The 14,531-nt window shown below is 61.1% G+C and carries 13 protein-coding genes; 4 read left to right on the top strand and 9 right to left on the bottom strand.

Features of this window, described 5'->3' with window-relative positions; genetic code table 11:
• Positions 1-9: 9 nt before the first annotated feature.
• Genes RS887_RS25355 through RS887_RS25345 form a run of 3 tightly spaced genes read right to left on the bottom strand, consistent with a single transcriptional unit; the run spans position 10 to position 1,778 of the window.
• Positions 10-681 carry a GNAT family protein gene (locus tag RS887_RS25355; RefSeq protein WP_322617529.1) on the bottom strand — a complete coding sequence of 224 codons (672 nt, stop codon included), beginning with the start codon at positions 679-681 and terminating at the stop codon, positions 10-12.
• Positions 682-697: 16 nt separating this feature from the next.
• On the bottom strand, positions 698-1,144 hold the full coding sequence (locus RS887_RS25350) for a GNAT family N-acetyltransferase (protein ID WP_322617528.1): 447 nt from the start codon (positions 1,142-1,144) through the stop codon (positions 698-700).
• Positions 1,145-1,154: 10 nt separating this feature from the next.
• Positions 1,155-1,778: an FMN-binding negative transcriptional regulator gene (locus RS887_RS25345; protein ID WP_322617527.1), complete on the bottom strand. Its 624-nt coding sequence runs from the start codon at positions 1,776-1,778 to the stop codon at positions 1,155-1,157.
• 92 nt (positions 1,779-1,870) lie between these two features.
• Between RS887_RS25345 and RS887_RS25340 the strand changes: the two genes are divergently transcribed.
• Entirely contained in the window at positions 1,871-3,424 is a 1,554-nt protein-coding gene (locus RS887_RS25340) for a PLP-dependent aminotransferase family protein (protein WP_322617526.1), read from the top strand.
• A 63-nt stretch (positions 3,425-3,487) separates the two neighbouring features.
• Here RS887_RS25340 and RS887_RS25335 read toward each other — a convergent pair whose 3' ends face one another.
• The 6 genes from RS887_RS25335 to RS887_RS25310 form a co-directional block, all read right to left on the bottom strand.
• Positions 3,488-4,588 (bottom strand): polyamine ABC transporter substrate-binding protein, encoded by a 1,101-nt coding sequence (locus RS887_RS25335; RefSeq protein ID WP_322617525.1) that lies wholly within the window; start codon positions 4,586-4,588, stop codon positions 3,488-3,490.
• An 11-nt stretch (positions 4,589-4,599) separates the two neighbouring features.
• Positions 4,600-5,631, bottom strand: a complete 1,032-nt coding sequence (locus RS887_RS25330; RefSeq protein WP_322617524.1) for a histone deacetylase family protein — start codon at positions 5,629-5,631, stop codon at positions 4,600-4,602.
• Positions 5,632-5,816: 185 nt separating this feature from the next.
• Positions 5,817-6,812 (bottom strand): AraC family transcriptional regulator, encoded by a 996-nt coding sequence (locus RS887_RS25325; RefSeq protein WP_322617523.1) that lies wholly within the window; start codon positions 6,810-6,812, stop codon positions 5,817-5,819.
• Positions 6,813-6,987: 175 nt separating this feature from the next.
• Positions 6,988-7,992 (bottom strand): asparaginase, encoded by a 1,005-nt coding sequence (locus tag RS887_RS25320; RefSeq protein ID WP_322617522.1) that lies wholly within the window; start codon positions 7,990-7,992, stop codon positions 6,988-6,990.
• A 79-nt stretch (positions 7,993-8,071) separates the two neighbouring features.
• A complete protein-coding gene (locus RS887_RS25315) occupies positions 8,072-9,523 on the bottom strand; it encodes an alanine/glycine:cation symporter family protein (protein ID WP_322617521.1) in 1,452 nt (483 codons plus the stop codon).
• A gap of 530 nt (positions 9,524-10,053) precedes the next feature.
• The gene (locus RS887_RS25310; RefSeq protein ID WP_046038891.1) at positions 10,054-11,478 is read right to left on the bottom strand and encodes an aspartate ammonia-lyase; all 1,425 of its coding nucleotides are present in this window, start codon (positions 11,476-11,478) and stop codon (positions 10,054-10,056) included.
• 180 nt (positions 11,479-11,658) lie between these two features.
• Here RS887_RS25310 and RS887_RS25305 point away from each other — a divergent pair, with 180 nt between their 5' ends.
• From RS887_RS25305 to RS887_RS25295, 3 genes are all read left to right on the top strand, one after another.
• Positions 11,659-12,576: a LysR substrate-binding domain-containing protein gene (locus RS887_RS25305; RefSeq protein WP_111283069.1), complete on the top strand. Its 918-nt coding sequence runs from the start codon at positions 11,659-11,661 to the stop codon at positions 12,574-12,576.
• Positions 12,577-12,919: 343 nt separating this feature from the next.
• On the top strand, positions 12,920-13,411 hold the full coding sequence (gene purE / locus RS887_RS25300) for a 5-(carboxyamino)imidazole ribonucleotide mutase (protein WP_007971731.1): 492 nt from the start codon (positions 12,920-12,922) through the stop codon (positions 13,409-13,411).
• Positions 13,412-13,422: 11 nt separating this feature from the next.
• A complete protein-coding gene (locus RS887_RS25295) occupies positions 13,423-14,505 on the top strand; it encodes a 5-(carboxyamino)imidazole ribonucleotide synthase (RefSeq protein WP_322617520.1) in 1,083 nt (360 codons plus the stop codon).
• Positions 14,506-14,531: the final 26 nt, after the last annotated feature.

The raw sequence follows: 14,531 nt of genomic DNA, 5'->3' as shown, positions 1-14,531 counted from the left end.
CTCAATTGATTAGCCGCGGCACTCGGAAAGCGTTTTTACCTGTCCCGAATCACTCTGGTTCTCATCGCTCAACCAGCGCTCAAACCCCGCACCAATCGCCGGCCATTCCGAATCCAGAATCGAGTACCACGCGGTATCACGGTTCTGGCCCTTGACCACCATGTGCTGACGAAACACCCCTTCAAAACTGAAGCCCAGTCGCTCGGCCGCGTATTTGGATCGGGCGTTGGCGTTGTTGCACTTCCATTCCAGGCGACGGTAGCCCAGGGCAAAGGATTCCCTGGCCAGCAGGTAAACCGCCTCGGTGCTTTTCGGCGAGCGCTGCATCGGGGCGCCGAAGGTGACGTGGCCGATTTCGATGCGGCCCTGGGCCGGGACGATGGACATCAGGCTGAGAATGCCCTGGACCTCGCCGCTGGCGCGGTCGATCACACTGAAGAAATACGGGTCGCTGCTGGCCGCGTGGTTGTTCAGCCAGTCGTTGAAGACGCTGCGCTCCGGGAAGGGGCCGTAAGGCAGGTAGTCCCAGAGTTTCGGGTCGGCGCCGGGGCCTTGCAGGGCTTTGAACAGCTCGTCGCCGTGTCGCGCGGGGTCGAGTTTTTCCAGGCAGATGTAACGCCCTTCGATCAGTTGAGTCGTGGGGGCCGGGACGCCTTTCCAGTTGGCGAGTGAAATCGACATGCTGTTCTCCTTGAACCTAGATGGCTTTGCGAAACTGGATGAAACCAGGGCGTTCGGCGATGCGCTCATAGAGCTGGATCGCGGTGGCATTGGTTTCGTGGGTCAGCCAGTGGACCTTGTTGCAGCCGTCGGCCTTGGCCGTGGTGTAGACGAACTCGATCAACTGGCGGCCGACGCCGGTGCCACGGGTTTGCGGGACCACCAGCAAGTCTTGCAGGTAGCAGGAGTTTTCGATGGCCCAGTTCGAACGATGGTAGATGAAATGCACCATGCCCACCGCTTTGCCATCGGCCCAGGCGAGGGCCGCGTGGGTCGGTTCGTTCGGTTCGAGCATGCGCTGCCAGGTGCTTTGGGTAACGGCATCCGGCAGTTCGGTTTTGTAGAAGCGCAGGTAGGCTTGCCACAGCGGCAACCAGGCCGCGTGATCGCCGACGGTGACCTGGCGAATCTCGATTTGACTCATGGTGACTTCCTTAGCGCATCAATTGGGCGAGGGTTTGGTCGTTGACGTCGGGGCTGGCGGCCAGGCCTTTGCGTACGCCGTCGATGTCGGCGGGGCTGCGGTTCTGGCTGAGCTTGCGCTTGCCTTCCAGGCGGTCGATGGGAATGGCGAAACCGACGATGGCCTTGAGCATGCCGTCGATGTAATCGGCGGGGGCATCGGCCACTGACCACGGTTGGGCGCGGCCAGCTTCATGACGATCGGTAAGGGTGCTGACGATGTCGAGCAGCCGCCCGCCATCGCTGAAGGTTTCGGCTCGGCCATAGGCGTGTACGGCGACGTAGTTCCAGGTTGGCACGACTTTGCCGTGTTCGGCCTTGCTCGGGTAGAAGCCGGGGCTGACGTAGGCGTCGGCACCGGCAAAAATCAGCAGGGCTTCGGCGCCGTCGCGCAGGTCTTTCCACTGTGGATTGGCTTTGGCCAGATGCCCGTACAACGTGCCGTTCGAGCCTTGTTCGCAATGCAGCAGCACCGGTACATGGCTGGCTTGCAGGCCGCTTTCACCGTGAGTCACCAATATGGCCAGACGGGTGGCGAGGATCAGTTCATGCAGTTGGGACAACTCGTCGATGGCAAAAGCACGTGGCGTGTACATGGCGATATTTTCCTTGGCGAATGTCTGCATCCTAGGCAGGCTATTGGTCTGTTGTAAGAGCCATTAATGACCAATTTCATAGGTCCATTGCGATGACTAGCGAACCACTGTCCTTGACCTTCAATCCGGCGGGTATCGAGCTTGATCGTCGCCAGGGGCTGAGTCGGCAGCTCTATCAGGCATTGCGGATGCGGGTGCTCGACGGGCGACTGGCCAGCGGCACGCGTCTGCCGGCCAGTCGGGATCTGGCTGCCGCCCTGGCGATTTCCCGCAACAGTGTAGTGCGCGCCTACGATCAGCTTTACGCTGAAGGGTTTATCGAGGGGCGGGTAGGCGACGGGACTTACGTCGCGCAATTACCCCAGGCAACCTTGCCGGCAAAAAAACTATCCACAAAAGTATCAACAGGGTTTTCAACAGGCTTACCCACAGCTTTATCCACAAATTGGCTTGATTTACCTGTGGATTCATCCAGCAAAGTTACCCACAGGGACGCCTTGACCCGCGTTGAAAAGAACCATTTACCCATGCCGCCCAGTGGTCCGCCCAGGGCTTTTCGGGTCGGTGTTCCGGCGTTCGATCTGTTTCCGTTCGAGGTCTGGGCCAAGCTGAATGCGGCGTTCTGGCGTAAACCGGATTTCCAGCAGTTGTGCTACGGCGACCCGGCAGGCGATGCGCGCTTGCGGGGGATGATTGCGGCGTATCTACGCAGCTCGCGGGGTATGCAGTGCACGGCTGAACAAATTGTGATCACCAGTGGCGCGCAGCAGGGAATCAGCCTTTGTGCACAGCTGCTGGTGGAACCGGGCGACGGTGTGGCGATTGAAAACCCGGGGTATCGGGCGGCAGGGCATGCGTTCGCCGTGGCGGGGGCGCGACTGCACGGGGTGTCAGTGGACAGCGAGGGCATCAATTGCAGCGAACTGACAGGGCTCGATGATTGTCGGCTGACCTATGTCACACCGTCACATCAGTACCCCACCGGCGTGGTCATGAGCCTGGCGCGGCGTCTGGAGTTGCTGGCCTGGGCCGAGCGCACCCAAGGCTGGATCGTCGAGGATGACTATGATGGCGAGTACCGATACAGCGGCGCGCCACTGGCACCTTTGGCTGCGCTCGATCGTCACGGGCGGGTGTTGTATGTCGGCACGTTCGGCAAGGTCGCGTTTCCGGCGTTGCGTCTTGGTTATCTGGTGCTGCCGCCGGGGCTGGTGCAGGCCTTTGCACAACGGCGCGCGGTGGACGTACGGCATTCTGAAGTCAGCACCCAGGCGGTCATGGCCGAGTTCATGGCGGCCGGGCATTTCCAGCGTCACATCCGGCGTATGCGGCGTGCGGCGCTGAGTCGGCGCAATGCGTTGCTCAATGGTTGGCCTGCGGATATTCCAGGCATCGGCAAGTTGCCCACTGTTGCCGCGGGGTTGCACATGACAGTACGGGTCGACAGCGTGGCACGTGAACGTGAGTTGATTGAGTTGGCGGGCAGTGTCGATGTCGAGGTCAACGGCTTGAGCAGTTACTGGCTGCCGGAGTCCGCAACCCCGATGGATCAACGCGCCGGTCTGGTGCTGGGTTTTGCCGCGGTGCCCGAAAAGGCGATCGAGGCGGCATTGCAACGGTTGCGGACAGTGTGGCGTGCTGGCTGAAGCGCGGGCAAAAAAAGACCTGCGCAAACGCAGGTCTCGATGACGACGGGAACGAGGCGGTTGTCAGGTTCCGGACTTGATCTTGGTCCAGGCCCGGGTCCGCGCACGTTCGGCATCGCGCGGCAGCGGTTGCAGGGTGTATAGCGTGCCCATCGCCGTTTCGGTCGGGTACAGGTTCGGGTTATTGCGGATCGCCGGGTCGACCAGTTCCGTGGCGTCCTTGTTCGGGTTCGGGTAACCGACGAAGTCGCTGACCGGCGCGATCACCTGGGGTTGCAGCAGATAGTTGATGAAGGTGTAGGCGTCTTCCGGGTTCTTCGCGCCCTTCGGGATGGAGAGCATGTCGAACCAGATCGGCGCGCCTTCCTTGGGCAGGCGCATGTCGACGACCACACCGTTCTTGGCTTCCTTGGCGCGGTTGGCGGCCTGGGAGAAGCTGCCGGAGTAACCGACGGCGACGCAGATGTCGCCATTGGCGATATCGGCCATGTACTTGGACGAGTGGAAGTAGGTGATGTATGGGCGAATCTTCATCAACAGCGCTTCAGCCTTGTCGTAGTCCGCAGGCTTTTTGCTGTTGGGGTCCAGGCCCAGGTGTTGCAGGGCCAGCGGCAGGATCTCCGACGGCGAGTCGAGCAGGGCGACGCCGCACTGCTTGAGCTTGCTGATGTTCTCTTCCTTGAAGATCAGGTCCCAGCTGTCCACCGGGGCGTTGTCGCCGAGCACCGCCTTGACCTTGTCCGGGTTGAAGCCGATCAGGATGGTGCCGTACATGTAAGGCACGGCGAACTTGTTGCCCGGGTCGTTGGCCTCGATCAGCTTCATCAGCTTGGGATCGAGGTGGTTCCAGTTTGGTAGCTTGCTGCGATCCAGTGGCTGGAACACGCCGGCTTCGATCTGCTTGGCGAGGAACACGTTGGACGGCACCACCACGTCGTAGCCGGAGTTGCCTGTCAGCAGCTTGGCCTCGAGGGCTTCGTTGGTATCGAAGATGTCGTAGACCAGTTTGGTCTGAGCGTTCTGCGCCTTGAAGTCTTCCAGGGCCTTGGGGGTGATGTAGTCGAACCAGTTGTAGACGCGCAGCGTGCGTTCTTCAGCGTGCACGGCACCACCGAGCAGCGTGGCGCACAGTGCGGGAGCGATAAAGCGCTTGAGTCTGTTCATTGTTGTTTTCCTCACTGAGCGCTTTCAAAGCCTTCGAGTACGTTCACGGCGTTGATGCCGATTTCTTCCACCGCATAACCGCCTTCCATCACGAACAGCGTCGGTTTACCGAGCGCCGCGATGCGCTTGCCCATGGCCAGGTAATCCGGGCTGTCGAGCTTGAACTGCGAGATCGGATCGTCCTTGAAGGTGTCGACGCCCAGGGACACGACGATGATGTCGGCACCGTAGTCGTCGATCTCCTTGCAGGCCTGCTCCAGCGCCGCGCTCCAGGTGTCCCAGCCCGAGCCTGCGGCCAACGGATAGTTGAAGTTGAAGCCTTCACCGGCACCTTCGCCCAGCTCGTCTTCATAACCGAGGAAGAACGGAAACTCGGCTTCCGGGTGACCGTGGATCGAGGTGAACAGCACATCGCTGCGCTCGTAGAAAATCGACTGGGTGCCGTTGCCGTGGTGATAGTCGACGTCGAGGATCGCGACCTTTTTGTGACCCTGATCGAGGAACGCTTGCGCTGCGATGGCGGCGTTGTTGAGGTAGCAATAACCGCCCATCAAATCGCTGGCGGCGTGGTGTCCTGGTGGACGGCACAGGGCGAAGGCACTGCGGGCGCCGCGCTGAATTTCCGCCTGGGCGGTCAGCGCCACTTGCGCTGCGCTGTACGCCGCCTGCCAGGTGCCAGCGGTGATCGGGGCGCCGCCGTCGAAGCTGTAGTAACCGAGCTGGCCGTGCAGGCTGGTGGGCTTGACGCGGCGCAGGGTGCGGGCCGGCCAGGTGTAGGGCAGCAGGTCTCCATCGGTGTTGAATTCGGTCCAGCGTGCCCAGGCACCTTTGAAGAACTCGAGATAGTTGCGACTATGGATGCGCGCGATGGGCTCCAGGCCGAAATCCTTCGGTGCTTCGACGGGGCCCAGGTCCTGGTTTTTTACCCGTTGCAGGACGTGGTCGGCACGCGAAGGCATCTCGAAGCAGGGCTTGAGTTGACCATCGATCAATTCACAACGGCCGTGGTGCAGGTGGTGATCATCCGAGTAGATCGTCAGCATTTCTTGTTCTCCGCAGGCTGATTCGGTTGAACACAGTCTTGCGGCGCGCAGGGTTTAGGAGAACGGCAGGAAAGGCCAAAAGGGGATCGATATGGCCAAAACATCTGACCGAAATTCGCCCCTTGATGGCACGATGGTGCGCCGACCTTGGGCGTGAAATGCAGACCCTGTGGGAGCGGGGGTTGTCAGTGCGGCCTGAACTGACTCGGCGCGACACCGCTCCAGCGCACAAAGGCATGGCGAAAACTGGCGGTCTCGCTGAAGCCCAGGGCCTCGGCGATTTGATAGATCGGCAGTTGATCCTCACACAGCATTTGCTTGGCCTGCTCAAAGCGCAGTTCGTCGAGCAACTCCTGATAGCTGCAACCCATGTCCTTGAGATGACGACGCAAGGTCCGCGCCGAGCAATTCATCTGCTCGGCCAGGCCCTCCAGCCCCGGCGCCGCATTCAATTGCACGCTCAGCAATTGGCGAATCCGCCCGAGCCAGGCCTGGCGCCCGGTGAACTCGATGTTCTGTTTGCGGCAGCGTTCGGCCATGGCTTGATGGGTGATCACATCGGCCAGCGGCAACGGCTGGTCGAGCCAGCGCTTGTCAAAGGCGAAGGCATTGTTGCGCGCGCCGAAGTGCAAGGGGCAATCGAAGTGTTCGGCGTAGCTTGTTTCGTAGTCGGGCGCGGCATGTTCGAAGCGTGCGCCGAGCAAGGGCAGAGGATGGCCGAGCAGGTCGTCGCAGGTGACTTTCAGCGACACCAGGCAGAACTCGGCGTTGAACACCGCCATGGCCGGGCTCTCGCGGTAATCGGCGGCGGCGAACCAGATGCGCTCGCCATCGTCTTCAAGGCTCAGTTCGAAAAGTGTTCCCAGCAGCGCCGGATAACGCATCGCCAGGCGCAAAGCGTCACCGAAGGTGGCACTGGTGAGCAGGGCGTAACCGAGTATGCCGTAGCAGGAAACGTGCATCCGCCTGCCCAGTTCCAGGCCGATGTCACGCTTGAGGGCGACGGCGTTGGCACAGACCTGCATTTCCTGATTGGTGGTGATGCGCGTGTCGGCACGGTTCAGATCCGCCGCACTGATGCCGCTTCCGGCCAGCAGTGCTTCGCTGGACAAGCCTTGTGCCTTGAAGGCATCGAGTACCAGGGAGACCGCGTTAAGGGTTGTGAGGTGGGAATGGAGCATGGCGGCTTCCAGCCTTGGGATAGCTGGAACACAGCAAGTTATATGCCGAGCGCTGGAAACTGTAGGAGCGAGCTTGCTCGCGAAAAGCCAGAGAGCGCCGCGGGGTGCCAGGCTTCCAGCGTTATCGTTAACGACCTTCGCGAGCGGGCTCGCTCCTACAGGGATTTGTGGTGTGTCAGCTCAATTCGCCGCAGAGGTCGAGTTCAACGAGACGGCGAACCTCGGTAGTTTCGAGTCCGGCTCCCAGCAAGCCATGCAACTTTCCAAACGCCGCCTCACGGGTCATGCCGCCACCGGATAGCACGCCAACTCCACGCAGCCGGCTGCCTGCCTCGTAGACATCCAGCTCCACACCGCCTTCATGGCATTGGGTAACGGCAATCACCACCACGCCGTTGTCCCGTGCACGGCCAAGGCTGGCGAGAAACCCGGGGTTGTCGCTCGGGCCGGTGCCGCTGCCGTAGCACTCCAGTACCAGGCCCTGAATGCCGCTGTCGAGCAAGCCATCCAGCACCTCGGCGCTAATGCCGGGAAACAGTGGCAGCACCGCGACGTTCGCCAATTGTCTGGGTTGGTTGTAAATCAACTGTGTTGGTAGCGAAGGCACTTTCACACCACCGCCCTGACGTTCCAGTCGCTTGAACGGATGACGGCCAAAACTGCGTACCTTGGCGCAACGGGTCGGGTCCAGCAGTTCGCCATGGAAGTACAGGTGCACGCCCGGCGCGAGGCCCTGGCCCAGCGCAACCAGCGCGCCGCCGAGGTTTTCCCAGGCGTCGCTATCGGTGACGCCGGCCGGCAGCATGGAACCGGTGAAACACACGCGGGCATGCAGGCCGAGCAACTGGAAGCTCATGGCGGCGGCACTGTAGGCCAGAGTGTCGGTGCCATGCAGGATCAGCACGCTGTCGCAGCCCTGAACATCCACCGCATCGACCACCGCTTCACGCAACTGCTGCCAGTACGTCGGGGTCATGTTGGCGCTGTCGATCAGCGGCGACATCTCGCGAAAGCGCCACTGTGGCACCACCAGCTCGGGTTGGCTGTGCAGATACTCTCGCATCCGCGCTTCGAAACCGGATGCCGGGGCCAGGCCATGGGCGCTGGCCTGCATGCCGATGGTGCCGCCGGTATAGAGCACCATGACGTGCTGGGCGGCAGGGTAAGTCGAGGAATTCATGGAGACTCTCCGAGAACAATGACTTCCCTTGCGGGAGCGAGCAGGCTCGCTCCCGCAAGGGAAGATGCACTTTAACCGATCAGCGTTGCGCTGCGGGTACGCCTTGTGGTTCAGCCTCAGCCTTGGTGGCGGAGGCTGGCGGGTTAGCCGGCCAGGCTTTCAGGTCCAGATCCAGATCCGGGAATTTGCTCGAATCGAATACCGGTGTGGTGATGCCCGCGGCGCGCTGGTCATCGTAATCACGCAGGATGCGCATGCCGACCTTGAACAGCAGGAACAGCGCGATCAGGTTGACGAACGCGAGCATGGTCATGGTGATGTCGGCGAAGGCGAATACCGTGCCGAGGTTTTCGATGGCGCCCCAGAAAATCAGCACCAGTACCAGTGCTCGATAGCCCATCAGCGCCTTGCGGTTTTCACCGATCAAAAAGCGCAGGTTGCTCTCGCCCAGGTAGTAGTTGTAGAGGATCGAGGTGAACACGAACAACGCCAGGGCCACGGAGATGAACATCCGGCCCCAGTCACCGACCACGGCGGCCAGCGAGTTCTGGGTCAGGGCAATGCCGTCGCCTTCGAAGCCCGGGGTGTAGAAACCCGAGAGCAGGATCAGCAGCGCGGTGCAGGTGCAGATCACGAAGGTGTCGAGGAACACGCTGAACGCCTGCACCACGCCTTGTGCCACCGGGTGCTCGACCGACGCAACCGCCGCCACATTCGGCGCGCTGCCGAGGCCCGCTTCGTTGGCGAACACGCCACGCTTGACGCCCATGATAATCGCGCTGCCGATCAGCCCGCCGAAAGCCTGGTCGAGGCCGAAGGCACTTTTGACGATGGTCATCAGCATGCCCGGCACTTGATCGAACTGCAGCACGATCACATAGATGGTCACACCGATGTAAACCAGGGTTTTCACGGGTACCAGCAGGTCGGCGACCTTGGCGATGCGCTTGATCCCGCCGATGAATACCAGGCCCAGCAGTACGGCCAGGCCGATGCCGGTGTAGGTCGTGTCCAGACCGAACGCGTTGTTCAGCGAGTGCGTTACGGCGTGGGATTGCAGGCCGTTGAAAGCGAAGCCGAAGGTGATCAGCAGCAGGAACGCCATGATCATCCCCAGCCAGCGTTTTTGCAGGCCGTGCTGGATGTAGTAGGACGGGCCGCCACGGAACGTACCGTCCGAATCGGTGCGTTTGTAAAGCTGGCCGAGGGAACATTCGAAGAAGCTGCTGGACATGCCGACCAGTGCAGTCACCCACATCCAGAACACCGCCCCAGGCCCACCGAGGGTCACGGCGATGCCGACACCGGCAATGTTGCCCGCACCGACGCGGCCGGCGAGGCTGAGCATCAGGGCCTGGAACGAACTGAGTTGCCCGGCGCTGCTTTTGAGGCTGTCACGGAACACCGCGAACATGTGGAAGAAGTGACGCAGTTGAACGAAACGCGAGCGGATCGTGAAGTAGCTACCGAGCCCGACAATGAGCGCGATCAGTACTTTCCCTGAGAGGAAGTCGTTAATGACTTCGAGCATGGATTATTCCTCGCTGTTTTTTGTGTAGGCAAATGCTGGCCGGGTAGACACATCGAGTTACACCCCTTGGCGCACGGCACAATGGGCGGTTCGAAGTTCGTCCCGGTTTCATCTTGCGGGTTTGTTATTAGTTCGGGTTTCGCATGGGTTGTGGTCTCGCTACCGACGACCGCTCACGCGAAGAGGGGCGGCACTATACCGATGACAGTGCCGTCCGTCTGCACGGTTGTGGTGCATTCGGTGAAGCGAAGCCTTTGAAACACCTGACATTTTTGCTGTCAGGTTATGTGGGAACTGCTCTTGGTGGGAGCGGGCTTGCTCGCGAAAGCGGTGTATCAGGCATGTCATTGTTGAATGTGCCGCCGCCTTCGCGAGCAAGCCCGCTCCCACACTGGTCAGTCCCCAGACATACGGTTTTCACTGGCAAACAGTTAAAAAAAAGGGCCTGGAGATTGATCTCCAAGCCCTCAAAAGGTGAGAGGTGTCTAGTCCCTCGACCTGGTGAGCGGTGCTACAGGTAACGCGTCGGGTTATGCCTTCAGAGGCACCAGACGCGGAGCAATCATGTTTTCCGGGCGCAGGATGTCGGCGAGCATGGCTTCGTCGAGCAGACCTTCTTCACGCACCAGTTCCAGCACGCCGCGGCCGCTTTCAAGAGCGAGGCCGGCGATGCGGGTGGCATTCTTGTAGCCGATGTACGGGTTCAGTGCGGTGACCAGACCGATCGAGTGCTCGACCAGTTCACGGCAGCGGGCTTCGTTGGCAGTGATGCCGACGATGCAGTGCTCACGCAGCATGTCCATGGCGCGTTGCAGCAGGCGGATCGAGTCGAAGATCTTGAAGGCGATCAGCGGCTCCATCACGTTCAGTTGCAGTTGGCCGCCTTCGGCCGCGATGGTCAGGGCCAGGTCGTTACCGATGATCTGGAACGCGACCTGGTTAACGGCTTCCGGAATAACCGGGTTGACCTTGCCTGGCATGATCGAGCTGCCTGGCTGACGTGCCGGCAGGTTGATTTCGTTGATGCCGGTGCGTGGGCCGCTGGACAGCAGGCGCAGGTCGTTGCAGATCTTCGACAGCTTGACCGCGGTACGCTTGAGCATGCCGGAGAACAGCACGAAGGCGCCCATGTCGGACGTGGCTTCGATCAGGTCGGCGGCCGGCACCAGCGGTTGACCGCTGATCACTGCCAGGCGCTGAACGGCCAGGTGCTGGTAACGCGGGTCGGCGTTGATGCCGGTGCCAATCGCGGTGCCGCCCAGGTTCACTTCAGTCAGAACTTCCGGTGCCAGAGTCTTCAGGCGTGCCAGGTCTTCACCCAGGGTGGTGGCGAACGCACGGAATTCCTGACCCAGGGTCATCGGAACGGCGTCTTGCAGCTGGGTACGACCCATCTTCAGGACGTGGTTGAATTCTTCACCCTTGGCCGCGAATGCCTGAATCAGGCTGTCGAGGCTGGCGAGCAGTGCGTCATGACCGAGCAGCAGGCCCAGACGGATCGCCGTCGGGTAGGCGTCGTTGGTCGACTGCGCCATGTTCACGTCGTCGTTCGGGTGCAGGTACTGGTACTCGCCTTTCTGGTGACCCATGGCCTCCAGCGCGATGTTGGCGATCACTTCGTTGGCATTCATGTTGGTCGAAGTGCCAGCGCCGCCTTGAATCATGTCCACCACGAACTCTTCGTGGAAGTCGCCGCGGATCAAACGTGCACAGGCTTCGCTGATGGCCGCGTGCTTGGCTTCGCTCAGGTGACCCAGTTCGCGGTTGGCGTCAGCGGCGGCCTGTTTGACCATGGCCAGACCGACAACCAGTTTCGGGTAGTGCGAAATCGGAACGCCCGAAAGGCGGAAGTTATTCACCGCTCGCAGGGTCTGGATACCGTAATACGCTTGAGCCGGTACTTCGAGAGCGCCAAGCAGGTCATTTTCTGTGCGGAATGATGCAGCGGAGGACATGATAGAAATCATCTCAATATGGACCCGGTCTGTGCCGGAACGCTGTGAATGCTAGGCGTGTGCGAAATTTTGGGCCAATGCTGTTAAACACTAGCCTATGCACATTCGGCATAATGCCCGTGTGACGCCGCGTTGACGGCAAGCGTGTGACCTAAATTGGTGCGTGTCCGGGAGGACGTGATGAATCTGGAAAGCAAATGGCTGGAGGACTTTAGTGCCCTGGCCGCCACCCGCAGTTTCTCCCAGGCAGCCGAGCGGCGTTTCGTGACGCAGCCTGCTTTCAGTCGGCGGATTCGCAGCCTTGAAGCCGCGCTGGGGCTGACCCTGGTCAACCGTTCGCGCACACCGGTGGAACTGACAGCGGCGGGACAATTGTTCCTCGTCACCGCGCGCACCGTGGTCGAGCAACTGGGCGAAGTGCTGCGCCATCTTCATCACCTTGAAGGTGGTCAGGGCGAAGTGATGCAAGTCGCCGCCGCACACTCACTGGCGCTCGGGTTTTTCCCGCGATGGATCGCTCAACTGCGCAACGAAGGCTTGAACATCGCTACGCGCCTGGTCGCGACCAACGTGGGCGACGCGGTGCATGCGTTGCGCGAAGGCGGCTGCGATCTGATGCTGGCGTTCTACGATCCGGATGCGGCGATGCAGATGGACCCGGAAATCTTCCCGTCACTGCACCTGGGGCACACTGAAATGCTGCCGGTGTGTGCTGCCGATGCCGATGGCAAACCGTTGTTCGATCTGGAAGGCGAAGCCAGTGTGCCGTTGTTGGCCTATAGCGCCGGGGCATTTCTCGGACGTTCGGTGAACATGCTGCTGCGCCAACGGGCGCTGCGCTTCACCACCATCTACGAAACCGCCATGGCCGACAGCCTCAAGAGCATGGCGCTGGAAGGCCTGGGCATTGCCTGGGTACCGCAGCTCAGTGTGCGCGCCGAACTGGCGCGCGGTGAACTGGTGGTCTGCGGCGGTCCGCAATGGCATGTACCGCTGGAGATTCGTTTGTACCGCTGTGCGCTGGTGCGCAAGGCGAATGTGCGGTTGTTGTGGCGCAAGTTGGAGGGCGGAGCGGCGCAAGGTACAACCGGTTCTTGAACACGATGAAAACCCCTGTAGGAGCGAGCTCGCTCGCGATGAACCTGAGAGCGCCTCGGGCTGTCAGGCTTCCAGCGTCACCGTTAACGACCATCGCGAGCGAGCTTGCTCCTACAGGAGGATTTGTGTGGTTCGCTGGCTGACCCTCAGGTCAATAAAACCGGGACTTTGCGCCGTATGACAGATGGTCGCAACAGGGGCTGTTTATCTGCCTCATTGAGGTATACTGCGCGGCCTTCGGCCGGTTACGACCGGCCATAATTCGTACAATCAAGCCACGCATCCTGCGTGGCTTGTTGTTTTTTGACGCGCCTGCGGGCGCCCAGAGAGAAGAGGCACGACGATGAGTGCACTGGTTGGCGTGATCATGGGCTCCAAGTCCGATTGGTCCACCCTTAGCCACACCGCCGATATGCTGGAAAAGCTCGGCATCCCTTACGAGGTGAAAGTGGTCTCTGCCCACCGCACCCCGGACCTGCTGTTCCAGTACGCTGAAGAAGCCGAGGCGCGTGGCATCGAGGTGATCATTGCCGGTGCCGGTGGCGCGGCCCACTTGCCTGGCATGTGTGCGGCCAAGACCCACCTGCCGGTGCTGGGCGTGCCGGTGCAGTCGGCGATGCTCTCGGGCGTCGATTCGCTGCTCTCCATCGTGCAGATGCCCGCGGGCATTCCGGTCGCCACCCTGGCCATCGGCAAGGCCGGCGCAATCAACGCAGCGCTGCTGTCGGCGAGTATCCTTGGCGCCAAGCACCCGCAGTTCCACGCGGTGCTGAAAACTTTCCGTGCTGAGCAGACAGACAGCGTCCTGGAAAATCCAGACCCACGCATCGCCTGAGGTTGTTGACGATGAAGATCGGTGTAATCGGTGGCGGCCAGCTCGGTCGCATGTTGGCGCTGGCGGGCACTCCGCTGGGCATGAACTTCGCTTTTCTGGACCCGGCGCCGGATGCTTGCGCAGCCGCGTTGGGCGAACACCTGCGAGCCGATTACGGCGATCAGGATCACCTGCGCCAGCTGGCCGATGAAGTCGATCTGGTGACTTTCGAGTTCGAAAGCGTCCCGGCGGAAACCGTCGCGTTCCTCTCGCAATTCGTCCCGGTCTACCCGAGCGCCGAAGCCCTGCGCATCGCCCGCGATCGCTGGTTCGAGAAGAGCATGTTCAAGGATCTGGGGATTCCTACCCCGGCGTTCGCCGACATTCAGTCCCAGGCCGACCTGGACGCCGCTGTGGCTTCCATCGGTCTGCCGGCGGTGCTGAAAACCCGTACCCTGGGTTACGACGGCAAGGGTCAGAAAGTCCTGCGCAAGCCAGAAGACGTGGTCGGCACCTTCGCCGAACTGGGCAGCGTGGCCTGCCTGCTGGAAGGCTTCGTGCCGTTCACCGGTGAAGTCTCGTTGATCGCCGTACGTGCCCGCGACGGTGAAACCCGCTTCTACCCGCTGGTACACAACACCCACGACAGCGGCATCCTCAAGCTGTCCGTGGCCAGCACCGATCACCCGCTGCAAGCCTTGGCCGAAGATTACTCCAGCCGTGTGCTCAAGCAGCTGGATTATGTCGGCGTGATGGCGTTCGAGTTCTTCGAAGTCGACGGTGGCCTCAAGGCTAACGAAATTGCCCCGCGCGTGCACAACTCAGGGCACTGGACCACCGAAGGTGCCGAGTGCAGCCAGTTCGAGAACCACCTGCGGGCCGTTGCCGGCCTGCCGTTGGGTTCGACCGCCAAAGTCGGTGAAAGCGCGATGGTCAACTTCATCGGCAAAGTACCGGAGACCGAAAAAGTCCTGGCCATCGCCGATTGCCATCTGCATCACTACGGCAAGGCGTTCAAGGTCGGCCGCAAGGTCGGTCATGCCAACCTTCGTTGCGCGGACCGCGAGACGCTGACGGCCCAGATTCTCAAGGTTGAAGCACTGATCGCCGAATAGTTTTTATCTGGCAGCGGCGGAACCTT

Source organism: Pseudomonas sp. BIC9C (assembly GCF_034541995.1).
GTDB lineage: Bacteria > Pseudomonadota > Gammaproteobacteria > Pseudomonadales > Pseudomonadaceae > Aquipseudomonas > Aquipseudomonas fluorescens_CC.
The sequence above is the reverse complement of the archived record's forward strand: the minus strand, read 5'-3'. Positions and strand labels throughout refer to the sequence as shown.